20 protein-coding genes are annotated in these 23858 nt (G+C 32.6%); all 20 read right to left on the minus strand.

Features of this window, described 5'->3' with window-relative positions; genetic code table 11:
- Window positions 1-107 precede the first annotated feature (107 nt).
- The gene (locus IPK35_18155) at window positions 108-779 is read right to left on the minus strand and encodes a sugar transferase (protein MBK8055137.1); all 672 of its coding nucleotides are present in this window, start codon (window positions 777-779) and stop codon (window positions 108-110) included.
- 170 nt (window positions 780-949) lie between these two features.
- On the minus strand, window positions 950-1312 hold the full coding sequence (locus IPK35_18160) for a four helix bundle protein (protein MBK8055138.1): 363 nt from the start codon (window positions 1310-1312) through the stop codon (window positions 950-952).
- A 172-nt stretch (window positions 1313-1484) separates the two neighbouring features.
- Window positions 1485-2690, minus strand: coding sequence for a polysaccharide biosynthesis protein (locus IPK35_18165; protein MBK8055139.1), 1206 nt, complete (start codon window positions 2688-2690; stop codon window positions 1485-1487).
- Window positions 2691-2901: 211 nt separating this feature from the next.
- Window positions 2902-3588: a hypothetical protein gene (locus IPK35_18170; GenBank protein MBK8055140.1), complete on the minus strand. Its 687-nt coding sequence runs from the start codon at window positions 3586-3588 to the stop codon at window positions 2902-2904.
- Between the two features lie 231 nt (window positions 3589-3819).
- The gene (locus IPK35_18175; GenBank protein ID MBK8055141.1) at window positions 3820-4944 is read right to left on the minus strand and encodes a LegC family aminotransferase; all 1125 of its coding nucleotides are present in this window, start codon (window positions 4942-4944) and stop codon (window positions 3820-3822) included.
- 195 nt (window positions 4945-5139) lie between these two features.
- A complete protein-coding gene (locus IPK35_18180; protein ID MBK8055142.1) occupies window positions 5140-5478 on the minus strand; it encodes a PIN domain-containing protein in 339 nt (112 codons plus the stop codon).
- Window positions 5479-6948: 1470 nt separating this feature from the next.
- Window positions 6949-7620 carry a sugar transferase gene (locus tag IPK35_18185; GenBank protein MBK8055143.1) on the minus strand — a complete coding sequence of 224 codons (672 nt, stop codon included), beginning with the start codon at window positions 7618-7620 and terminating at the stop codon, window positions 6949-6951.
- A gap of 74 nt (window positions 7621-7694) precedes the next feature.
- Window positions 7695-8900: a polysaccharide biosynthesis protein gene (locus tag IPK35_18190; GenBank protein MBK8055144.1), complete on the minus strand. Its 1206-nt coding sequence runs from the start codon at window positions 8898-8900 to the stop codon at window positions 7695-7697.
- Window positions 8901-9064: 164 nt separating this feature from the next.
- Window positions 9065-9724, minus strand: a complete 660-nt coding sequence (locus IPK35_18195; protein ID MBK8055145.1) for a hypothetical protein — start codon at window positions 9722-9724, stop codon at window positions 9065-9067.
- A 280-nt stretch (window positions 9725-10004) separates the two neighbouring features.
- Window positions 10005-11129, minus strand: coding sequence for a LegC family aminotransferase (locus IPK35_18200; GenBank protein ID MBK8055146.1), 1125 nt, complete (start codon window positions 11127-11129; stop codon window positions 10005-10007).
- 309 nt (window positions 11130-11438) lie between these two features.
- Window positions 11439-12038, minus strand: a complete 600-nt coding sequence (locus tag IPK35_18205) for a hypothetical protein (protein MBK8055147.1) — start codon at window positions 12036-12038, stop codon at window positions 11439-11441.
- A gap of 33 nt (window positions 12039-12071) precedes the next feature.
- On the minus strand, window positions 12072-12680 hold the full coding sequence (locus IPK35_18210; protein MBK8055148.1) for an acetyltransferase: 609 nt from the start codon (window positions 12678-12680) through the stop codon (window positions 12072-12074).
- A 224-nt stretch (window positions 12681-12904) separates the two neighbouring features.
- Window positions 12905-14137, minus strand: coding sequence for a glycosyltransferase family 4 protein (locus IPK35_18215; protein ID MBK8055149.1), 1233 nt, complete (start codon window positions 14135-14137; stop codon window positions 12905-12907).
- Window positions 14138-14139: 2 nt separating this feature from the next.
- Window positions 14140-15060 (minus strand): UDP-3-O-(3-hydroxymyristoyl)glucosamine N-acyltransferase, encoded by a 921-nt coding sequence (lpxD, locus tag IPK35_18220; GenBank protein MBK8055150.1) that lies wholly within the window; start codon window positions 15058-15060, stop codon window positions 14140-14142.
- 217 nt (window positions 15061-15277) lie between these two features.
- Complete coding sequence (locus tag IPK35_18225) at window positions 15278-17233, minus strand: hypothetical protein (protein MBK8055151.1); 1956 nt, start codon at window positions 17231-17233, stop codon at window positions 15278-15280.
- Between the two features lie 324 nt (window positions 17234-17557).
- Window positions 17558-18199, minus strand: coding sequence for a PIG-L family deacetylase (locus tag IPK35_18230; protein MBK8055152.1), 642 nt, complete (start codon window positions 18197-18199; stop codon window positions 17558-17560).
- A gap of 4 nt (window positions 18200-18203) precedes the next feature.
- A complete protein-coding gene (locus tag IPK35_18235; protein MBK8055153.1) occupies window positions 18204-19376 on the minus strand; it encodes a glycosyltransferase in 1173 nt (390 codons plus the stop codon).
- Window positions 19373-20506 (minus strand): right-handed parallel beta-helix repeat-containing protein, encoded by a 1134-nt coding sequence (locus IPK35_18240; protein MBK8055154.1) that lies wholly within the window; start codon window positions 20504-20506, stop codon window positions 19373-19375. The genes IPK35_18235 and IPK35_18240 overlap by 4 nt, the downstream gene beginning before the upstream one ends.
- A complete protein-coding gene (locus IPK35_18245; GenBank protein ID MBK8055155.1) occupies window positions 20494-21726 on the minus strand; it encodes a hypothetical protein in 1233 nt (410 codons plus the stop codon). Before IPK35_18245 ends, IPK35_18240 begins: the two co-directional genes overlap by 13 nt.
- 8 nt (window positions 21727-21734) lie before the next feature.
- Window positions 21735-23534 carry an asparagine synthase (glutamine-hydrolyzing) gene (gene asnB / locus IPK35_18250; GenBank protein ID MBK8055156.1) on the minus strand — a complete coding sequence of 600 codons (1800 nt, stop codon included), beginning with the start codon at window positions 23532-23534 and terminating at the stop codon, window positions 21735-21737.
- Window positions 23535-23858: the final 324 nt, after the last annotated feature.

A 23858-nucleotide genomic window follows, 5' to 3' on the forward strand; every position in this document is an offset into this window, starting at 1 on the left:
CAAATATTATAAAATCAACGGTATAACTAAAGGGAAGACCCACGCTATTCATCGCTCAAATCATTCAGATTGTTCAAATCATTCGAACCGTTCAGATTGTTCGTCGTTCAAAACGGCCTCTTCGGCAAGGTCTTAAACACTTTATAAATCAACTCCGATTTTGGAAAAATAATGTTCCAAGCGGTGAGGAATATACAAATTAGGTCAGTATAAAAACTTTGATGCTCTTGGTACCATTGCTCTACTTCACCTTTGAAAGGATAAATTTTATTCTGGTAAAAGTCCCATGTATCGCCACCATTATCTCTTACTTCGGTAATCAATGTCTCTTCATCCCGGAATATAATTGACCCGATACCCGTTAGTCCAGGTTTTACATTATATATGACTTTTTGTACTTCTATAGGATAGGCGTCAAAACTTTTTTGCATGACTGGTCTTGGTCCAACTACACTCATATCACCATTCAAGATGTTGAGCAGTTGCGGCAATTCATTTATTTTTGTGCTCCTTAAAAAACCACCCAGCGGTGTCAACCTAGGATCTCTTTTTGTTGTGATCAATCCACCGGCCATATTGGGACTATCTTTTAGCATAGTGGCAAACTTATAAATACTAAAGAGCTTATTTTTAAAGCCTACCCGCTCCTGAAAATACCAAATATATCCTTCTCCTGTCAATTTCAACCCAATAGCTATCGGAATCAATAATGGTGATAATACAATTAAAGCTAGTAATGATGCAAGGATGTCAAAAAAACGTTTTATAAATAGGTACATGTGATTTAAGGTTTTAAGCTCGTAGGGGTTAGATCGTAGGTTTTAGATCGTAGTTCGTAGGGGTTAGATCGTCGATAGGTTTAACTCGTAGGGGTTTGATCGTAGTTCGTAGGGATTAGCTCATAGCCCGTTGGGGAACTACCTACTAAGTGCTACCAGCTACTAACTATCTACTTCAATGAATTTATCAACCCGTTTAATATTTTAGACAATTCCATTGCTTTTTGTTTTAATAATATATAATCAGCCATACTCAACCATGTTCTTTTCTGCAAGAGAAGCAAGACTGTAACAGTTTCATTTATTGAGCCCCTGGAGTAATATAAAAACTGTTTAAATTCCTTTTTCGAAAATCTTCCTTTACCTTCAGCAATATTCATTGGAATTGAAGATGAACACGCATCCAATTGTTCTCTTAGCCTAAAGTTACCTTTGCTGTTATAAAATTTATCTGTTTTCTCTAGGATCAAGTCAACAAATTCTATGGCTTTCTGCCACGCAATCAGATTTTCAAAATCAAATTTTTCTTCCATTTTTTTGTTTTTATTCTTTGTTTTAGTTTGTTCTTAGTGATTAAGTTCGTAGGGGTTAGATCGTTGGGGCTACCTACTACTAACTACCAGCTACTAACTCTTCACAACTTGCTACCAACTCATTGCTACCAGCTATCAGCTCATTGCTACCAGCTCAGCTACTATCTCAACCCTACATCTTTTGATCTAAACTCTTTCCCGTTTCTATATGCTCAAAATCAGGCAAATGCTTTTTCATTAATGATACGATAGCTGATTTGTCATAAGCGTCTGATTGCATCAACATTTGTAACTCTTTGATGCAGTTTTCTATTTGTGTCTTACTAGGTTTCACTGCATTTTTGATCACACCCATTCCTTCATATTTGATCATATCCACTTCATCAGTATCAGTGTAAAACTCCTCATAAAGCTTCTCACCCGAAGTGTCGGACGTAAAAAAATAAACGGGATGTGGATCTTCTATAGACATACTCGTTGCTTTATTTCTTGCATCATCATCACTTATACATTCCACTACAGGTATGGCCATTTCTTTAAAAAAGTCTAATGTGATATCCTTGAAATTGACCATTTGGTCTTCTTCTAATTTTGGAAAATAAATCTCTCCACTTGCACCCAAAATACAAGCCAACATACATATCTGTCCACTTTCTTCTGGCGAAACAAAAAATCTTTTCACATCTGAAGGACATGAAATAGGTTGCTTTTTGAATAATCGCTGTATGTATCCATCCAAAAGACTGCCATTACTAAAAGCAACATTGGCAAATCTTGCTGTGGTGATTTTGATATCACTGCTATAAGCCATGATGACTTCTTCCATGAGTTTTTTGCTCGCTCCCATGACATTCACAGGATTAGCTGCTTTGTCGGTAGAGACACAAAAGAAATGCTCAGGCTTATATGTCACAAGTAAATCCAAAAACTCCTTGGCTTTAAAGACATTATTGTCTATCATCGCTTCGATGGAGTAATGATCTTTCTCACTTCTGACGTGTTTGTGCGCTGCAAAATTAGCTACTATATGGAAAGGTCCTTCATTGACAAACATCTTACGGAATACTTCATCCCCAAAATTCATCGGATAAGTTTTGTAATCTTCAGGAATGTATTGTCCATGTTTTGATCTTAGATCACGAGTGAGTTCCGTCAATCCATTTTCATTGGTATCCACCACATAAAGTCTTGCTGGCTCAAAGTTTAAGATCGCTTTGATATAGGAAGAGCCTATCGTACCTGCACCACCAATGACAAGAACTGACTTACCCTTTATATTGGCTGTTAATTGGTCTTGATATTGATTTATATCGTTTTCAAAAAGGCTTTTATCCCTTTTAGTGATGTGAGTTTTTATGAATTGTGGTATGTCAATGATGTGCATGTGTGTAAGTGTTTTAATGGGCAGCCAAATTTATTTGGCTGATTAATAGATAGCTAAATTTATTTGGCTAGTTTGCTGGTAATGAAAAAGCCTATTCTAAACTTCTCCAAATGATTTTAGAGACCAAGTAGAAAAAGCCAATTAAAGAATGTATTCTTGTATATGGGTAACCAAATTTTTATTTGGCTAATTTGAACAAGTTTATTTAAACCTCTCCAAATGAATTTGGAGACCCATTAGAAGTTTCTACAAAATAATTTCCTCGAAAATCTTCCCAATTCTCAACTATCCCTGCTTTCATTGGATTATTTAAAGTATAGGATATTACGTTATTAAACATCTTTTCATTTCTGATGTAAATGTCAAAACTTTCTCTTTCCCAAAACTGGCCAGACCTATGGAGAAATAAATTAATATATCTTGATGTCGATCCTTTAATTTGTTTTAATATCTTATCTAATGGTTGATAACTTTGCATCAATTCTGTATCTTCTTTTAAATTTTCAAGTTGAACAGCTGTATCAATCACTAGATGCACATGATTTGACATTATACAATATGCGATTAGATTGTACAAAGTGCCATCATATCTTTTGATTTCTTTATCAATTATTTGAATGATACTCAAATCTTTTAAATAGTGTGGCCCTGTCTCAATTTTATCAAGAATTCCATCCAACTCAATTAAATACTTTTTGCGTAAATTAAAAATTTCTAAATTTCTTTTGTGCGCTTCTTCTATAAAAAACGCTTGGGTCACTCTTTGTGTATATTTTTCACTTAAAGCATCTATAGCGATTTTTGGCACACTATTATATAACCTAAAAGTTACAAAAAAGCAGGCTCCAACTGGTTGGATATGTGGAAGATTTCTTCTATAAAAAGTTTTCATATTTTAATGGGTAGCCAAATTTATTTGGCAGTTAATGGGCAGCTAAATTTATTTGGCTGATAATAGGTAGCTAAATTTATTTAGCTAATAATGAAAAGAATTAAAAACACCTCTCCAAATAAATTTGGAGCCACACTAAAGCTGTAATGGGTAGCCAAATTTATTTGGCTAATATCCAAAAAGATTTAAAAATCTCTCCAAATGAATTTGGAGACCCATTAGAAAAACCCATTAAAAAGAACGGATCACCCTTACTACTTCCTCTATTTGCGCATCTGTAAGGTTGGTAGAAGATGGGATAGAGATACATGAATTATAAATCGTATCAGAAATGTTTTCATTCGTGATGAATGGCAAATGTTTGAACATACGCAACTGATGCATCGGCACCCAAAATGGTCTGCATTGTACACCATTATCCAACAAGTGCTTTATCATCGGTCTTTGATTTTTGACCTTCATGGTGTGAAGCCAATTATTAGGACAGACATGGTCGCCTACTTTTTGGAACTGTAAATTTTCATTTTCCAGATGATCCCGATAATACTTATCAATCGCCTTTTTGCGCTCAAGGAAAGATGGCAATTGCTCCATTTGCGCTACACCTACGGCTGCGAGTATGTTTACAAGTCTATAGTTGTAACCTATCTCATCGTGGTCGTATTCGAATGGGTCTGTTTTGGCTTGGGTGGTGATATGTTTGGCTTTTTTTGCTAGGTTCTCATCATCTGTGACGATAACGCCACCACCACCTGTGCTGATGATTTTATTGCCATTAAAACTAAAAGTTCCGAATGTACCAAATGTACCAGCACCTTTATTTTTGAAGGACGAACCCAATGCTTCAGTAGAGTCTTCGATCACTACGAGACAATATTTTTTTGCTATGGTCATCAGTCTATCCATATCGCACATATTGCCCAATACATGTACAGGCATAATAGCCGAAATACATCTTTTGTCGCTCTTTAGGTAGGTATGATCTTTGTAATAAAAGGTATCATTTTCCAAAAAAGCCTCCAAAATATCTAAATCCATCTGCCAAGTATCCTTATCCACATCTATGAAGATCGGATCTGCACCCGTGTATTTGATGGCATTGGCCGTAGCGATGAAGGTAATATCGGGCGTGATGACATAGTCTCGTTGACGTACACCAGCCAATTCTTGGGCGATGTGGAGAGCTGCAGTGCCATTCATGGCTGCGATACCATATTTTGCCCCAGCAAATTCGGCTACCATGTTCTCAAACTGAGTGACATAACTACCTACGGAAGATATCCATCCAGTGTCGAGACAGTCCTTTACATAAGTCCATTCGTTTCCTGATATATTGGGTAAGGAGAGAGGTATCATTTGATTAATATTGATTTGCTGATTTGTTGATTTGCTGATTTGATTGCAACTAGTTAACTTGGATTGTTTGTTATATTTGTCATTTGACAATCTGAGTTCATTCGAATTCAAAAGTGAATCATAGGTTGCAGAGATTAACTCAATGTCCGTAAAAGTTCAGTTGTAGTGGAGTTAACCCTTTACTCTTAAGTGCATTTATTTGTTTACAATTTTTATTAATGCTATAAACTCTCCTGCTTTAAGAACAGTAACTTTTGGAAAAGGTATTTCTTTAAGTATATCAAAATGTCTATCATTGGAAATAATATAATCCACAGATGACGCAACGGCACAATCCACAAATTTATTATCATCAGGATCGAGTTCTATTAATTGCCAATGAAACTTCGGGTCTATAAAAAATACATTAGGTAAATTGAACAATGTATTTAATAATATCTCTGTAATCTGTGGTGTATAGCGTCTTGAAAAGACTTCTGTATATTCACTTACAATGTCATTACTTACATAAACATTAACTTTTCCTGATTGTATTGCCTCAAAATTTTATAATAACTGAATCTAGGTAGTGCCTGCTGAAAAAGTCAGTATCATTCAATTTAAAGGCTGCTATTGGTCTGGGATATCGTTCAAAAAACAAGCGATAGTAAATGAAGAGTCAAAAGTGCGTCTATCGCCTTTGCAGAATATTTAAAAATAAACTAAAGATGATCAAGGCGATAGAAAAATGCATGACTGAGTGATCCTGAAAGGTCGAACATGACAATGTGAGAAACGAAGGAACCCGCAAGGGATGGGCAGGTCGGGAATGCACTATAGCAATACCACTAGCTGATCTAAGTTTAGATCAGTGCCTTCATTTTTGAGTGATTTCGTATCACTCAAATACAGCAAAGCTGTACCATTCAGTTACCTTTTTTTGAACTGGTCTTTTTTGTTTACTTTTTTTGACAGGAAAAAAAGTAAAAGCCTTGCCGGCTCGAGGCAAATGTTAAAATGAAGTGCAAATGATTCAGGAGTTTTGCAGAAATTCCCGTGCATCGAAATCAATAAATTTAAACATACATAATTGATAATCAATAATATATCTTACTCCAAGCAAGCCCTAGGTAATATACTTACCAAAAAGACATTTGTATCAACAACTACCTTTATGGGATTATTAATTGACATGATTTAGTATGCTTTCTATAGTTTCATCTGACCACTCATTTTCTAATGCATATTCTTCCGCTGCTTTAATTAGCTTCTTTGAATAATATTGACCTATTAATGTTTTTATGTCAATAAGTTCCTCCTCTGTAGGGTTATGTGACTACAACTTCAACAATTCTAACTGCAAAGTGGTAAAATTTTTGGATTTTTCAGGAATTTGGGTTATATCCATCTTTTACATGATTTTAAAAGGTACTTTAATATTTATTCTTTCAAGCAAATTCTAATCTGTACAAAACAACGATACTTGTTAGCTTACTCAAATCACAAATATCATTTATCTAACATCAATCGTCTACTATTAAATCCAAATTACAATATCAAATTTTAATTTTCTTTTTAAAAACAAATGCATTCCGTTTTTAGTTCCTCACAAGTCCATTCGTTTCCTGATATGTGATTCTTTAATGGCATGGCATTCTCTGAATGCAACATAGTCGTTACAAAAATGCAATATTAGGGCTTCTTAAACTCATTAAGTTTTCAAAAATGTGAAGCAAGTAGATAGATATAGTTAATATGTGGCTTCACTTCGACAAGCTCAGTAACCGCGACTCCATATTATTGCGCTCAGCCACCACATCCGATGTATTCAATTCATTCAGTCCTGACTACCGTAATGAAACTTGTCTGCTGTAATGTAAAAAAGGCAGATGAAAGTAGTTGCTCGATTCATTCAGTCCTTCAAAATTGCCCCGCTGGTCCCCAACCCCTAAGGGGAGTGCCGGACCTCAGCAATGCGTCTTTCTGACTAGATGTTGTCTCTATGGCTTTGAAAGAAAATTTGATCTAAAAAGGTCTTTTTGGAAGTGATTTAAATACTTTATAAATCAACTCTGACTTAGGAAAAAGAATCACCCATGCCGTCAAAAAGATACACATAAAATCAGTATAAAAACTTTGATGCTCTTGGTACCATTTTTCTACTTCACCTTTGAAAGGATAGATTTTATTTTGGTAAAAGTCCCAAGTATCGCCACCATTATCTCTTACCTCAGTGATTAAAGTCTCTTCATCTCTAAATATTATTGACCCAATACCCGTTAGTCCAGGGTTTACATTATAAATAACCTTTTGTACTTCTACCGGATAGGCATCAAAACTTTTTTGCATGACTGGTCTTGGACCAACTACACTCATATCACCATTCAATATATTGAGGAGTTGTGGCAATTCATTAATTTTTGTGCTCCTCAAAAAACCTCCCAAAGGTGTCAATCTAGGATCTCTTTTTGTGGTGATAAGTCCACCAGCCATATTGGGACTATCCTTGAGCATCGTGGCAAACTTATATATACTAAAGACCTTATTTTTAAAGCCTACTCTTTCTTGGAAGTACCAAATATATCCTTCACCTGTTAATTTTAACCCTATCGTTATAGGTATCAATAAAGGTGATAGTATTACTAAAGCAAATAAGGAAGCGAGGATATCAAAAAATCTTTTTATTAAACGGTACATGTTTCTTTTATTGGTGTTTTAAATTCATTTAAAACCGTAATCATTATTGCAAAGAAATTTGCAATGCCATTATACTACATCTTCTGATCTAAACTCTTTCCCGTTTCTATATGCTCAAAATCAGGCAAATGTTTTTTCATTAATGATACGATAGCAGATTTGTCATAAGCGTCTGATTGCATCAACATTTGTAACTCACCAATACAGTTTTCTATTTGAGTTTGGGATGGTTTTACAGCGTTTTTGATGACACCCATTCCAACGTACTTATCCAAATCCACTTCATCTATTTCTGTATAAAACTCTTCATAAAGTTTCTCGCCAGAAGTGTCTGATGTGAAAAAATAAATAGGATGCGGATCTTCAATAGACATACTTGCAGCTCTATTTTTTGCATCATCATCACTTAGACATTCTATCACAGGTATAGCCATTTCTTTAAAAAAGTCCAATGTGATCTCTTTGAAATTTACCATTTCATCCTCTTCTAACTTGGGAAAATAAATCTCTCCACTTTTACCTAATATACAAGCCAACATGCATATTTGGCCACTTTCTTCTGGCGAAACAAAAAATCTTTTTACATCTGATGGACACGAAATAGGCTGTTTTTTAAATAACCGCTGTATGTATCCATCCAAAAGGCTGCCATTACTGAATGCAACATTGGCAAATCTTGCTGTAGTGATCTTGATGTCACTGCTATATGCCATGATAACCTCTTCCATAAGTTTTTTACTCGCTCCCATAACATTGACAGGATTAGCAGCTTTGTCAGTAGATACACAGAAGAAATGTTCAGGTTTGTGAGACACCAATAAATCCAAAAAATCCTTAGCTTTAAAAACATTATTGTCTATCATCGCTTCGATGGAATAATGGTCTTTTTCACTTCTCACATGCTTGTGCGCTGCAAAATTGGCCACAATGTGGAAAGGCCCTTCATTTACAAACATCTTTCTGAATACTTCATCGCCAAAATTCATGGGATAAGTCTTATAATCTTTAGGAATGAATTGTCCATGTTTAGATCTCAAATCACGGGTAAGTTCCGTCAATCCATTCTCATTGGTATCTACTACATATAGCCTGGAAGGCTCAAAGTTTAAGACCGCTTTGATATAAGATGATCCTATCGTGCCTGCACCACCAATGACTAATACGGATTTGCCTTTGATATTGGCCGATAGTTGATCTTTGTATTTAGCAATATCTGTTTCAAAAAGGCTCCTTTGTCTTTTGGTGATGTGAGTTTTTATAAATTGTGGTATGTCTATGATGTGCATGCTGTTTGTGCTTTATTTTTATTGGCTTTGCATTCTTCGAATGCAACAGGTAAGTATCTTACAATCGGAGATTCTTCTAATGGCTTTGCATTCTTCGAATGCAACATGTAGTATCTTGCAATCGGAGATTGGAAGGCCGTTACAAGATTGCAAGACCATTACAATGATTCTATTCTCAAATAATTACCGGGAAAGTCATCCCATTTCTCTACAATCTTGGCTTTTACTGGATTTTCTAAAATATATGTAATGACATTATTAAACATCTTCTCATTCCTGATGTAAATGTCAAAACTTTCTCTTTCCCAAAACTGACCATGCCTATTCAAATATTTATTAGAATACCATGCAGAAGGTCCTTTAATTTTTTTCATGATTATATCCAAAGGCTGATACCTCATTTCTATTTGATTGTCATCAATAAGTTCTGACAATTGGATATTAGTATCAATTAAAATATGCACATGATTTGACATTATACTATAACAAATCAAAGTGTATAATTCATTGTCATAGCGATGTAATTGTTCCTTTAATATTTCTCTTATTGATAGATCAGCCAAATACAATGGACCATCAATAATTTTATCTAAAACTTGATCATATTCCACCAAATATTGCTTTCTTAAGGTGAATATTTCAAAATTTCTTTGATGTAGATCCTTTATAGATTTTGCAACATTAATTTTAATATCATATTTCTCTTTAAGCTCTGATATTTTACTTTTTGGAACACTACCATACAATCTGAAAGTCACAAAAAAAGCCGCACCTTCAGGTTGGATATGCGGTAACCTTTGTTTGTATTCTGTTTTCATGATTTACTTTAATGGCTTTGCATTCTTCGAATGCAACAGGTAAGTATCTTAAAATCAAAATTAGCTATTTACATCAATTAAATCTCTGATCAACAGCTCTTTATTGGCTTTGTATTCTCTGAATGCAACAGATAAATATCTTGCAATCAGAGATTCTCATAATGGCATTGCATCTTTGAATGCAACAGGTAAGTATCTTACAATCGGAGATTCTTCTAATGGCTTTGCATTCTTCGAATGCAACATATTTAGTATCTTGCAATCGAAGATTGCAAGGCCATTAAAAAGAACGAATGACCCTCACCACCTCCTCCACCTGAGCATCCGTCAGATTGGTAGATGATGGTATAGAAATACATGAATTGTAGATCGTATCAGATACATTTTCTTGAGTGATAAACGGAAGATGCTTAAACATTCGCAACTGATGCATAGGTACCCAAAAAGGCCTACATTGTACACCATTATCTAACAAGTGTTTGATCATAGGTCTTTGCTTTTTGACTTTCATAGTGTGCAACCAATTATTGGGAGCGACGTGGTCGCCTACTTTTTGGAACTGCAAAATTTCATTTTCCAGATGATCGCGATAATATTTATCTATGGCTTTTTTACGCTCTAGAAAAGATGGCAACTGCTCCATTTGTGCCACACCTACAGCCGCTAGTATATTTACGAGTCTATAATTATACCCTATCTCATCATGGTCATATTCAAAAGGATCAGTCTTTGCTTGGGTGGTGATATGTTTGGCTTTTTTCGCCAGATTTTCATCATCTGTGACGATAACACCGCCTCCACCTGTACTGATGATTTTATTGCCATTAAAACTAAAAGTACCAAAAGTACCAAAGGTACCTGCACCCTTATTTTTATAGGTTGATCCTAAAGCCTCTGTAGAGTCTTCGATCACTACCAAGCAATATTTTTTTGCTATAGACATCAGTCTTTCCATATCGCACATATTACCTAATACATGTACAGGCATGATAGCAGATATACATCTCTTGTCGCTCTTTAGGTAGGTATGATCTTTGTAATAGTAGGTCTCCTTTTCCAAAAAAGCCTCCAAAATATCCAAATCCATTTGCCAGGTATCTTTATCTACATCTATAAAGATCGGATCTGCTCCTGTGTATTTGATGGCATTGGCAGTAGCGATGAAAGTGATATCAGGAGTGATGACATAGTCACGTTGACGAACACCTGCCAATTCTTGGGCGATATGCAGTGCTGCCGTGCCATTCATAGCAGCGACACCATATTTTGCTCCCGCAAATTCAGCAACCATATTTTCAAACTGGGTGACATAACTACCTACAGAAGATATCCATCCTGTATCAAGACAATCCTTTACATAGGTCCATTCATTTCCTGAGATATTGGGTATGGAGAGTGGTATCATTGGTTTAATGTTGATTTATAATTCCTTAATGGCGTTGCATTCTTTAAATGCATAGTTTATTGGCATTGCATTCTTTGAATGAAACATACACAACATCTTCAAATCGGAGATTGCAAGACCATTAGCAAAAATATCCCTTGAAGACATTGTTTATTGGCGTTGCATTCTTTGAATGCAACATGAAAAGCATCTTGAAATAGGTGACTTCAAGGCAATTTGCTCATATATTCTTTAATTATACAGATTATTGGCATTGCATTCTTTGAATGCAACATACACAACATCTTCAAATCGGAGATTGCAAGACCATTAGCAAAAATATTCCTTGAAGACATTGTAAAAATTTATCTTCTCTAATTCTTGCGATATAATTTGATCTGGAACATTAATCGTGGGATAGTTGGACAATATATCCAAAAATTTGGCATCATAGTGCTTTTTCGTATCATTTAGGTAATCAAAAAAATGAAAATCAAAGTTAAAATTAGGATGATTTTTTACCATCAAATCTATCATTGCTTGATTAAATTTCATCGCTTTTATTTCTTCAAATTCTAAAACCCTAATAATTTCTCTAATACTTTTGCACCTGAGATAAGCTTCATCATAAGGCAATTTGTATGCATACGTCCATTTAACGCCAAGATTCGCAGATACGTAACCCTGAATAAAACCTTTTCCTACAATTTGATTATACGTAGAGATTGAGTCTACATGATTACCATCAAATAGTTTAACAAATGCTTTTTCGAGCGAATCGTCAAAGTCTTTCAAAATCACTTCTTCATTATGAATGACAAAATTTTCTGGTAAATTTGAATGTTTGATCCAAGCTCTAAATATTTCAAAAACTTGAATCTCTACTTTATCTTGCTTTAAGTATTGCTGTATTATGGGTAAATATCTCAATTTTAAAACGGATTGTTGATTGAAATAAAAACATTATAAGAGCTTTCGCGCTGGAATTCCTATATAAGTTCCTGGCACTTCTATATCTTTTACCACCACTGATCCGGCACCAATTACTACATCTTTACAAATTTTAACTCCTTGTTTCACCACAGCTCCGGCACCTATAAAGGTTTGATCTCCAACAGTAACATTTCCAGCAAGTACTGCTCCCGGTGCAACATGCACAAAATCTCCAATAGTACATTCATGTTCCACTATGGCACCGGTATTGATGATTACTCCATTTCCTAAAATTGCTAATGGATTAACAATGGAGTGTCCACCAAGCATTATCATCGATCCTAACTGAACACCATAACCAATTTCGGCAGTAGGATGATAAGCGTCACCAAAGGAAGCTTTTCCAGCTAAACTATCAAAAACATTTTTCCTTATTTTATTGTCACCTATGGCAATAAAAACATCTTCATCATCAAATGAATATTCCATTTCTAGCCCCAAATAATCTAAAAGGTAAGGATTATTCTCTTTTTTTGTCCTTTCACAATACCCTTTGATATTTACTTTATTTTTCAATAATATATCACAAACGACATAAGCGTGGCCAGAATAGCCAATGATGGCAATAAAATTATTCACATTAAAATAAGTTTAAAATTTGGCTAATACTTATTTAAAACAAAATTTAAATTCTACCTAAATACATAATATAGAATAATTATACATAATAAAATTAATACAATGTTTCTTTCAGTTAATGAATTTAATTGTCTGTTTTTAATATTTGACATCTTTCAGGAAATTGTAATAGAGATTTTTATAAGTATTAAAAAGAAAAATGGATTAATCAATAATTAGTGAATTTACGAACTAGGAAATATAATTTTTAAATATTTTTCTGATAATATGCTGTAATCTAAATTTTTTAATGCGTATTCTCTGCCGTTTTTACCTTTTTGTTTTAAAGTTGCTACGTTCATATTACTAATATTTAAAATAGAAGTAACAATATTTTCAAAATTTAAAGATGATATTACAAATCCTCCGTCTGATTCTTCAATAGTTGACTTATATCCATCATAAATTAAAATTGTTGGGTTGCTACTCAATAAGTATTCATTTAATTTATTTGGAGAAATACCATACCTATAAATATTATGAGGAGAAACATGTATAATATTGGCTTCAAAATGAGACAACAAAAAAGGAACGTCTGATTTCGGAATAGCGTTGTGAAATATAATATTTTTATTATTTTTATACTTCTCCATTAGGTTCTTCTTTTGGGTTCCATCGCCTACTATATGAAAGAGTATCCTTTGGTTTATTTTATAGCATTCAATTAAAATCTCAATCATTTTCTCAACATCATTTACTTGACCAATGCTGCCTGTGTAAATGATATTGAAATTGGATTGGTTTATCTTTCCAATTATGCCCAGGGTTGTGTCCGAAAAATCACTTTTTCTATAAGGATTCAACTCAATGCCTTGTGGTATATGGTGAACTTTATTTTTATATTTTTGTGGAATATGTAGTATTAAATTGGGCATTAATCCAATTATATTATCCGCATATTTATAACCCAATTGCTCTATGAATCCCAGAAATAAAATAATAGGATTATATCTTGAGTAGCTTCCTATTTCGATTAGAGTTAAAGGCCATATATCTCTAATTTCTAATATAAATTTACATCCAAATTTCCATTTGAAATAAATACCATTTATGATTGTGAGTAAAGAAAGAGAAGATACAATAATGGCATCTGGCTTTTGTTTCTTTACAATATCATTTCCAAGCTTAAAAACATACCATTCATACTTCACCCAAGATAAGATTCTCTTAAAAGAAAAACCTAAGGATATCAATGGTCCTCTTAATAAATAATGGTGGACACCATCAATTACGTCATATTTAAAATATTGATCGAATATATTTGGTTCAATATTTTTTATCCCCGATGAATATGATGTCATCAGAATAGTATTATAACCTTTTATGGCGAAATATTTTGAAAAATAAAATTGTCTTGTTGCATTTCCATAAGGAGGAGCTATAGCATATTTAGAAATGTACCAAATCGTTTTTGCCAAAATTATAAATTTTTTATCTTCTTTTGAATCTCTAAAAACTCTTTCAAAGGTCTTGCCGGGGAGCCTGTATATGTTTCCCCATCAGGCACCGATTTTGTCACTAATGCAGCCATTCCAATTGTTGTATTTTTACCAATAGAAATACCATTCATTAAGGAAACACTTGGCGCTACCCATGAATTATCTCCTATTTTAGTACTGCCACCGACCATAGTATTGGCAATCACAAAAGTATTTTCACCAATTTCGACATTATGAGCGATATGAACCAAATTATCAATTTTAGCTCCCCTCTTTATTATAGTATTACCAAGCGAACCTTTGTCAATACAAGTATTCGCTCCAATTTCAACGTCATTTTCAATTATAACTCCTCCTATATGTGGAAACTTAAATACTTCTCCATTTTCATCTTTTTCATATCCAAATCCATCCGCACCCACAACAGTTCCACTGTTTATTATGACATTACTGCCTATACTTACCTGATCGTATATAAATATATTTCCATAAATGACAGTATTTGGACCAATGCTAGATTTACCAACATATGTAAATGGTCCTATAAATACAGAATTATCAATAATTGCTTCAGGATGCACAACTGCTGAAGGATGAATTCCTGGTTTTACTTTTTCAGTAAAAAACTCTTGAATCACCTTTATAAATGTTAGTCTTGGATTTTTAACAACAAACAGTACTTTTCCTTCAACTGCACTGAGCTCATTGTCATCAGGGACAATTATAGCTCGGGCTTTGGTATTGTTGACTACAGTTTGCTTGTCAGGCAAAGAGCTTTTAATCCAAATAATACTACTTTCATCAGCATCTTGAAGTGTTGATGCCTTTCTAATTATAATATCTTCGTCAAAACCAACTTGGTCTATATTCAAAAAGTTTCTTAATTGTTTAATTGAGATCATTCTATGTTCTTTATAATTTTATAAAAATCCAAACATCCTAAATTATGTCCACTAAATCATAACTAGTCTACTAACATTTTGCGATTGTGCAAGCTTTTTGAAATTATCAAAAAAATAATATTTATTAAAATTAAAAATTAATAACGGACTAAAATTATTTTTGAAGCATCTAGATATAAACAACTCTAATTTGTTAGTATAGGGTAAAATTTATAAGTTATTTTCTAAACATAAGGTGAATAGCATTACCATCATCCCATTTATAAGGATGACCAACAGAAATATTTGCATTTGCTGCAGCCGTATTTGCATCAAGTGAAGTAGCCCCTGTTAATGTAACAAGTCCAGAAAAAAAACTTTGATCAGCTCCTATAGACATAGTTCCTATTTTACCAGTTGAGTCAACGACTAAACTAGCAACAGCATTGACTGGCACTGAATTAGCTGATGAATAACCTGGAATTGTAACAGTCTTATCACTACCTTTGAATTCTATAACATTATTTAGATTTCCGGTATTATTTGCTAATTGAATTTGTAATTCACCATGTGCAGTATCTATGTATCTATTTAAAACTTGAATTCTTGAAAGTTCATTTGTTCCATTATTACTAAACATTTTTATTCCATAAGTGGTTGGGGTTATTATTGTCCCATTTAATCCTTCCTGATCAATTCTAATAAAATCTCCTTTGAGATGTAATTTTTCTAAAGGAGATGAATTTATACTTAGATCAATTCCTAATGCTCCATACAATTGACTCTCCTGAGTCAAATCGGCATAACCAATTTTAGTTTGAAATGATTTATCAATACTTTGATTATGACCAATTATTATTGAATTTTGCATAGTTGTAGTAGTGCTTTTCAGAGTATTATCGCCAATATATATCATATCATTGTCTGCAACATTGGATAAAGAAAAATTAGACACCTCTCTTCCACCTGCTCCAACGCCAATTCCTATCATAGTTCCTGTAGTATTATGAAACCCTACCTCAACTCCGACCCCTGTAATTCTGCCTGTAGTAGTATTTCTTCCAATTTGGTTCCCAACCCCCGTATTTTCCCCTGTTGTTGCAAGTCTAAAGGCTTCGTAACCTACTCCCGTCATTCCTGAATCATTTGCCGCATTTAAAGCATAATAACCAAAGCCCGTTTGAATATTGGATGTGGTACTAGCACATGCTTCATCTCCAAAACATGAAGAGTTTGATGTTGTGCTATTCTGTAAACTGCCAGTTCCGAAGGCAGTAGCGTGCCCTGAAATATTTTTTTTTAAGGCATTAATGCCCACTGCTGTGATATAGCCATTGGTAGAATTATCTTTTCCTGCATTTGGCCCTATGGCAACTCCGATACCGTTAGACATACTGTTGTAACCTATTGCAACACTTGGTTGCTGATCTTCTGTTGGATGCCAAAAATCATTATTAAATTTAATTCCTGTATCCCAATTTCCGATCAAAACTTTTTTATTACTTCCTGTATTTATAATACCATGAGTAACTATATCTCCATTTGCTATTAAATCACCTTCTACTGATATATTACTTTTGGTTACTTTTTGAAGTTTAATATTCCCTACGGTTAGATTCATTGGATAGACGGCTTGTATTATTACGGTATTTTCATCTCCAACTTTTATATAATCAAAACTTGTACCATTAGATTTTGCTGTAAAAGAAGGCATTCCTCCGACAAAGAAAGTTACACCTCCACTGATATAGTTACTTATGGTCCATTCTATTCTATACAATTCTCCGTTATCTAAATTAATATTTTGTCCAATTCGGTTCAATTGTCCCAAATGAGGTTGATTGTGATTTATTCCACCAGGTACCAATTGCCAATTCACTGGACTTGTCTGCCCATTATAATGGGATTCATTTACATCCCAACTACTAAGGTCACTAAAGCTGCCATTTACAAGTAAATTTCCACCTAGTGATCCTATAGAATAAGTATTACCTTCTTTAATTTTTAATGCAGTGCATTCAAAAACTACTATAGAGTCAATTGTTACCTTCGCAGTATCATAAGATAAAGAAATTATTAAATCATTTATATCATTACCCTTTGGAAAGGGCATCTTATATTTAATTGAATCGGAGGCAAACGTAAACTCTATTAAAAGTAGGTTAGAAAATAATATTAAAAAAAATAATTTCATTGTAAATATAGGTTAAACAAAAAATCAATAACACAGAGTTTAGGCGTATTGTTATTAACGTCTTTTATTTCTTATATACATTTAGGCCTTTACAGAAATACGATGTAAGCTAAATAAATCCTTTTACATGATTGTTTTCTATTGATTTTATATTATATTTATATTCAAGCATTTTGAATATAATTCATTTTCAAAGATGATTGATATTTCTTTTTTTAAAGCAGAAAATCCGAATCAATAATTTTATAAATCAACCAAGTGAATTTGCACACTATTAAACATAAATGTTTTATAATCAATTAATTGCAATCATTAAATAAAAAATTATAATTTTGAAAAAATACGAACTACTTCAAACACTTCAGCGTATTCCATCCCTGCTTGAACACCTCTGACTTTTACTTGGGCTTTTATAAAATCCGGATCAGAATAGCCTCTAAATGTTTGGGACTTATACTCTTGAATTGCTTTAATTTTTTTTTCAACATGATCTGTTGTTAATTCAAAAAAACAAGTATTGCGGAATGATATGATATTCCACAATAGTTCATATGATAAAACTGTACTGTTTTTAAATGCTCTAACCCCTTCCTCTGCAATTACTTTATGATCTTGGTGTAAATCATTAAGTGACGGGATAAATACGATGTCGGGTTTTATAGAGTTTCTAAGTTTGATTATGTCTTCTAGTATTTCTTGCCTATGATAATTAAATTTTCTAACCGGGTACCGTAAGCTATGAACATTTTTATTTTTAAAACCCAGAATATTTGTTGCTGCAATCAGTTCGGTCTCCAGAATATCCTTTGGATAACCATCAGGTACAGATTCTTCACATATAGAAAAAGAAACATAATGACCTTCGGCACCATTTTCTAACATCCTGGCAATGGTACCTCCACATCCAAATTCACCATCATCTGTGTGAGGTGCAAGAACTAAGATTTTTTTGAAATGAAATGACATAAAATTATTTATAAGCATTAATAAATTCCTTTTCTTCTAAATTCCAAGAGAGCGACTTTGCATACCTCTGAACATTTAATTTTTTTTTCAGAATATCCTCAACCTGTAAATTCGTCAAATAGTTTTTAAATGAATCAGGATCCGTTTCGCTAATTACCCAACCTAAATTATTGTCTTTAATCAGTGAAGCCATGTATGTTAAATTAGAACTGACCACTACTGGAAGACCAGCCAGCAGGTACTCACTAAATTTATTTGGAAGGGAATATTGATAACTTAAACCAACCTTCTGATTTATAAAAAATATTCCAATATCAGCAGAAGATGTGTAGGCAACTATTTCATTCATAGGAACACTGCTTTGGTAATGAATATTAGAATACATCTCCGAATTTAATAAGATTTCATTTTCTAGAATCCCAAAACCCATAAAAACAATATGAATATTATTACTATTGATAGTTGAAAAAGATTCCAACAATGTAGGTATACCTCTTGCTGGAGCTAAAATACCTTGGTATATAAACAACAAATCAGAATCTTTCAAATTAAATTTCGCTTTTAAAACATTGGTCTTTGGCAGATTTTCCTCTGCCATATAAGGAAGATTTCTTATCACATAAATAGATTTACACTGATAGTTTTCAATATACCAATTCTTTATAGGCTCACAAACAACGATTACACTATCCGAGAATCTTATAAAAATACGTTCTATTGTTTTAAAAATAAATTTTACTTTATTTGATAAACCCTCTTTTTCGGATTCAAGTTCATGAGGAGAATATATCAATTTGGTATTTTTCCCTAGTATTAGCTTTGCAAGTACGCAAAAAGGCAATAAATCTACTCGCCGGCATGTAATAAAGTTAGGCTTTAGTTTTAAAGACAAAGAAATAACACCCAAATAATAGCTGGCTAAAAAATAAAGCATTTTAACCAATGAAAAAATTTCTTTTCTCATTCTTTTTCGATAATCATGAGGTAATTTGGACATTACCAATATCTGGTTTGGTCCAAAGTTTATTGTTTTTATCCCATCTCCTTCACCTGTTGCCCAAACATAATCTTTACCTACAAGTCCTAAATCGACAAGGCTTTTACTTGTTTTCAAAATTCTACTCGCATTTTTAAGAGAACAAGGATAGACCTGTATATTAATTTTTTGTGAATTCACTCAATTGAAAATTTTGGCTTTAGTATTTTAATATTTCTCAAAATATTCTGACCTGTTTGACTTTTTAATAATGCGGTACCAAACTTCATCTCACCTATATCTGATTTAAACATATTTTTGTAAGATTTCACCTTTCCGTTTCGAAAATAAATGCCTTTAGTAAAAACTTTGTCCCAAGAAATATGTCCAAGGAATATATTATGATGGATTTTTACTGTATTTATTGGATCACCATGAATGACAATAGGTCCATCTTCTGTTGTATAAAATGTATTATGATGAATATGTAGATCTGTTCCCCCTATAGTATCTTTTACTCTTTCATCATAAATACCATGCATATCTACAACATAGTTCAAACTCCTCTTACCGAAAATATTATTACGTATTTCATACCCTGAATTCAACCTACCACTCCCTGCAACACTATGCCTATTCCAATTAAAAAAATTTTCTTCAATGATTGCATAAGCGTCATGCAATGCTACACCATATCCAAGACCCAATCTTTGATTATGATGTATGTAATTATTGCGAATAATATTTCCACTTCCACTTTCCATATCAATTGCTGCATAAGACCAACCAAGTAATTCGCAATTTTGAACAAAAAGTTTACCATATCCAATACATCGAATACCGTGTGAATAAGGCAAAGAATAATATTGATTCTTTGCTATCAATTCATACATTTGTTGAATTCTACGAGATGTATCAGGACCCATTAACCTTATCCCAACAATTTTTATATCATCCCCTTTGCATTGAATAGCGGGGGAGTGACCTAAATCTTTTGTAAACAATAGAGCTCCTCTATTTTTACAGGAATTCCCACTAACCAAACGAACTCCTCTTTTTAATTGAATAGGAGGCTTTCCAGTTAAATCGATAATGGAAGTATCTTTTATATAAATAGTTTGATATGGTAGTGAATTATTTATTGCCAAAATTAATTCTTCGTAATTCCTAACAACAAAATCTGGAGTACTCTTTTGTAAAATTGTGAGTGATGTACAACCAATTTTTTTATAAATTTTTCTCGATTCCGCCCCATAATAATTAAGTTTACAACTAGTAAAAAACAATAAATAAATGGATACGAAGAATATTTTCGTCTTTAAATTTTGCATTGTTGATTCTTTTTTGAATAATACAGTACTAATACTCTAGAAATTAAGAACCAAATAAAAGGATTATGAAAACTTCTTGAGAAGGAAATAGCGATGAGCGTAAAAATTGTCAGAGAAACAGTTGATAAAAAAATTCCATCTTGTGTTATAAAATAAAGTTTATAAAGATAATACATTAAAATTATAACAGACATTAAAAAAAGAAAAAATGGTAGTATGCCAAATTGCTCCCAAATCGAAAAATAGGTATGTGTATAGTTTCCATCGGCACCGTTAAATAGTCTTACATCTCCCATAAAATCACCAAGTACCCAACTTTCTTTAAAATTATCATAGTTGATCTCAGACTGCAATCTTCTTTCTGCCAACGATGCATCTTTTTTTAAGTCAGTTTTTAGAATTCGACTAGATGTAAATAAAGTATTGTTCATTTGGTTGCTATTCCTTAATATCAAAATAGAAACTAAAGAAAAAAAACTTAAAAAGATGAGTAATCTAACATTTTTTAGAAAAATAAAAATAGTACATACAATAAAGCAAACGAAGGTTGTGCGAGAAGGAGTTATAAATAAAACAGAAAATGTAGTAACCCATACAAAAAATTTTGTCCATAATGACTTAGACTCAAAAATTACAAATATGGCTAAAAAAGCCAAAGAGTCTGCTAGTAAAATATAATTTACTGCTTTTGTAACTTTATAGGTGAAATAACTCGCAAACAAATAATCAAAATTCCACAACAAAAAAGCTACATATATTATCCAAGAAACTAAAAATACTGAATAAGTTCGCCACTTGTCAACATAAAGTCCTGAAATAAACATCATAGTATACCCAGAAATTACTGCATCAACTCTTAATAAAAACTGGTCTGTTGCGTTATATGAATAGGAAGTAATAAATGGGTACGATACTATAATCATAACTGATATAGAGAATATACATAAAATAGGGAATCCGAGAAGCTTTAAAATCGGTTTAAAAAAAGTCAATTTATAGTCATGTGAGATCACAAGAAACATTGAAACAAAAATAGTAGTTAAAAGAATAAGCAATCTTACTGCAGAAAAGTTAATTTTGGGATATAATAAATAAACTTCTCCAAACTTATATAAAGGAGTTAAAAGAAATGCCACCAAAATGTAAAGAATACATAATAAATATAAGGCTTTATCCAAATAGTTTTCCTTAATAATTGAAAAGTTATGGCCTATATTCATAGTTTAGATCAAAAATTCACTTTCAACAATCTTGACCAAATGGCTAGACTATATATTCTCCAAAAAGTTCGGTTATCAATACTTTTATTGATTTTTTCAACATCAATTAAATTTTTTATAAACTTTGACTCTTTTATTTCTTTTTCAAAAAAGTCTTTGTCTTTTAACCATGTACTTTCTGGCGCTTCAAAACCTCTTTTATTTTTTCTCCATATAATAGAGTCTGGAAGAAGACCATCAAAGCATTTTCTTAATAAATATTTAGACCATCCATCTTTTATCATCAAATTTGGATCACTATCCAAAACACCTTTTACTAAATCAAAATCTAAAAAAGGTAATCTCGATTCAATACTGCAGCTCATGGAATTTTTATCTTCATATTTTAAGAGGTGAGGGAGCTGATAGGCATATAACTCACTTAATTGAAGTTCTTTAATGCCATCAGAAAATAATAATTTCTTCATGGATTTAGAAAAATCATACTTTTCTAAATGTTCCTTCTTTACAAAAGATAATCTTCTAAATATAAAAGTTTTTCTAAGACTTAAGAAATTAAAATATAAATAGTACAATACATTTTTCAAAAATCCGTGGCGGGATTTTTTAGAAATTTCTCTCAAAAAAGATACTTTTTCCAGAAAACCCATATTATTCATTATTGCAAAATAATAACGTTCATATCCTAAAAAAAGCTCATCGCCACCTTGACCATCTAAGATAACAGGGCAATTATCACTCTGGGCTTGCTTAAAAACGAAATATTGGAACAATACGGATGGTCCGCCAAAAGGTTCTTCTTGAATCTTTACTACCTTTTCAATTGCATTAAAAAAATCTTCAACCTTAGGTTCAATAATTGTTAGGTCAATATTAGTTTCTTCAGAAACCAATTTTGCATAAGAACTTTCATCACTATCTGATTCAGATGATTTAGCGTGAATAGCATAAAATGAAATGGCCGAATTTCTAGAATTTATTTGTGAAGAAAGAGCAGCAACGATAGAACTATCTAAACCACCACTTAGACATGTCCCAACTTTTACATCTGAACGCATTCGAATTCGAACTGATGTCTCAAACAAATCTTTTACTAAACTAGTTGCTTGAACTTCATTCAAATCATTTGATATAGGGATATATGTATGATATAAATAGCTATTTACTGCATTTGACTTTAGATTATAAATTAAATTGGTAGATGGGGGCAACTTTTCAATTCCTTGAAAAAAAGTAGCAGAGGTATGCTCTTCTAAACCTAATATGAGAAAATCCAATACCAAATCAATATTAGCCTTTCTTTCTACCAAATACGGTAGAAGTTGCTTTATTTCAGATCCAATTATAAATCTCTCATTCGTGCTTAAAAGGTAAAAAGGCTTAATTCCAAATCTGTCCCTGCTACAAAAAAGGATTTCCTTTTTTTCATCATAAAGAACAAACGCCCACATTCCATTGAACCTTACAACACATTCTTCACCCCATTCCTCATATGCCTTTAATATCACCTCAGTATCTGAACAAGTTGTAAAATTATATCCCAAAGCGAGCAATTCACATCTTATTTCAATATAATTATAAATTTCACCATTAAAAATCAATTGATTGCTACCTGAAGACATTGGCTGATTGGCTTCCGCTGATAAGTCAATAATCGACAATCTTCTATGCCCCAATGCAAAATTGCCTCCCAAATAATACCCTTCACCATCTGGACCCCTATGAGTAACCAATCTATTTATCTCTTCTATTTCTTCTTGTCCTATAGGGCCTTTAGAAACATTAATTATTGCCGTGATTCCACACATATACTTCTAGTTTAAACAACAAATAACCGAAAGATATAAAAAGTTTCTACTCAAAAAAAGCATTAATTTAGTATAACACATAATGAAAAATATTAATCTTATAAAATTTAAAATCGTCTTAATTTATAAAATGCCGCAATCCAAATTTTTTTTTGCTAAATAAAATATTTATGAACTATCGTCACCTCAAATCAATCCTACTATACAATCATATTCATTCACTATAAAATCTGATTTTATCTTTTTTTGAGTCTTTTTTAGTAAATAGTTCCTTTCTTCACCGAGCTTTCATAACTGAGCATTGCTCTGTCGTATTCATTACAA

It is taken from the genome of Saprospiraceae bacterium (assembly GCA_016713025.1).
In the GTDB taxonomy this organism is placed as follows: Bacteria; Bacteroidota; Bacteroidia; order Chitinophagales; family Saprospiraceae; genus OLB9.

Bases quoted from the DNA above. Each gene is read 5' to 3' on its own strand.
- IPK35_18225 (MBK8055151.1), bottom strand. From the start codon at position 17,233: ATGAAATTATTTTTTTTAATATTATTTTCTAACCTACTTTTAATAGAG.
- IPK35_18185 (MBK8055143.1), bottom strand. From the start codon at position 7,620: ATGTACCGTTTAATAAAAAGATTTTTTGATATCCTCGCTTCCTTATTT.
- IPK35_18200 (MBK8055146.1), bottom strand. From the start codon at position 11,129: ATGATACCACTCTCCATACCCAATATCTCAGGAAATGAATGGACCTAT.
- IPK35_18160 (MBK8055138.1), bottom strand. From the start codon at position 1,312: ATGGAAGAAAAATTTGATTTTGAAAATCTGATTGCGTGGCAGAAAGCC.
- IPK35_18240 (MBK8055154.1), bottom strand. From the start codon at position 20,506: ATGCAAAATTTAAAGACGAAAATATTCTTCGTATCCATTTATTTATTG.
- IPK35_18155 (MBK8055137.1), bottom strand. From the start codon at position 779: ATGTACCTATTTATAAAACGTTTTTTTGACATCCTTGCATCATTACTA.
- IPK35_18245 (MBK8055155.1), bottom strand. From the start codon at position 21,726: ATGAATATAGGCCATAACTTTTCAATTATTAAGGAAAACTATTTGGAT.
- IPK35_18175 (MBK8055141.1), bottom strand. From the start codon at position 4,944: ATGATACCTCTCTCCTTACCCAATATATCAGGAAACGAATGGACTTAT.
- lpxD (MBK8055150.1), bottom strand. From the start codon at position 15,060: ATGATCTCAATTAAACAATTAAGAAACTTTTTGAATATAGACCAAGTT.
- IPK35_18195 (MBK8055145.1), bottom strand. From the start codon at position 9,724: ATGAAAACAGAATACAAACAAAGGTTACCGCATATCCAACCTGAAGGT.
- IPK35_18170 (MBK8055140.1), bottom strand. From the start codon at position 3,588: ATGAAAACTTTTTATAGAAGAAATCTTCCACATATCCAACCAGTTGGA.
- asnB (MBK8055156.1), bottom strand. From the start codon at position 23,534: ATGTGTGGAATCACGGCAATAATTAATGTTTCTAAAGGCCCTATAGGA.
- IPK35_18230 (MBK8055152.1), bottom strand. From the start codon at position 18,199: ATGTCATTTCATTTCAAAAAAATCTTAGTTCTTGCACCTCACACAGAT.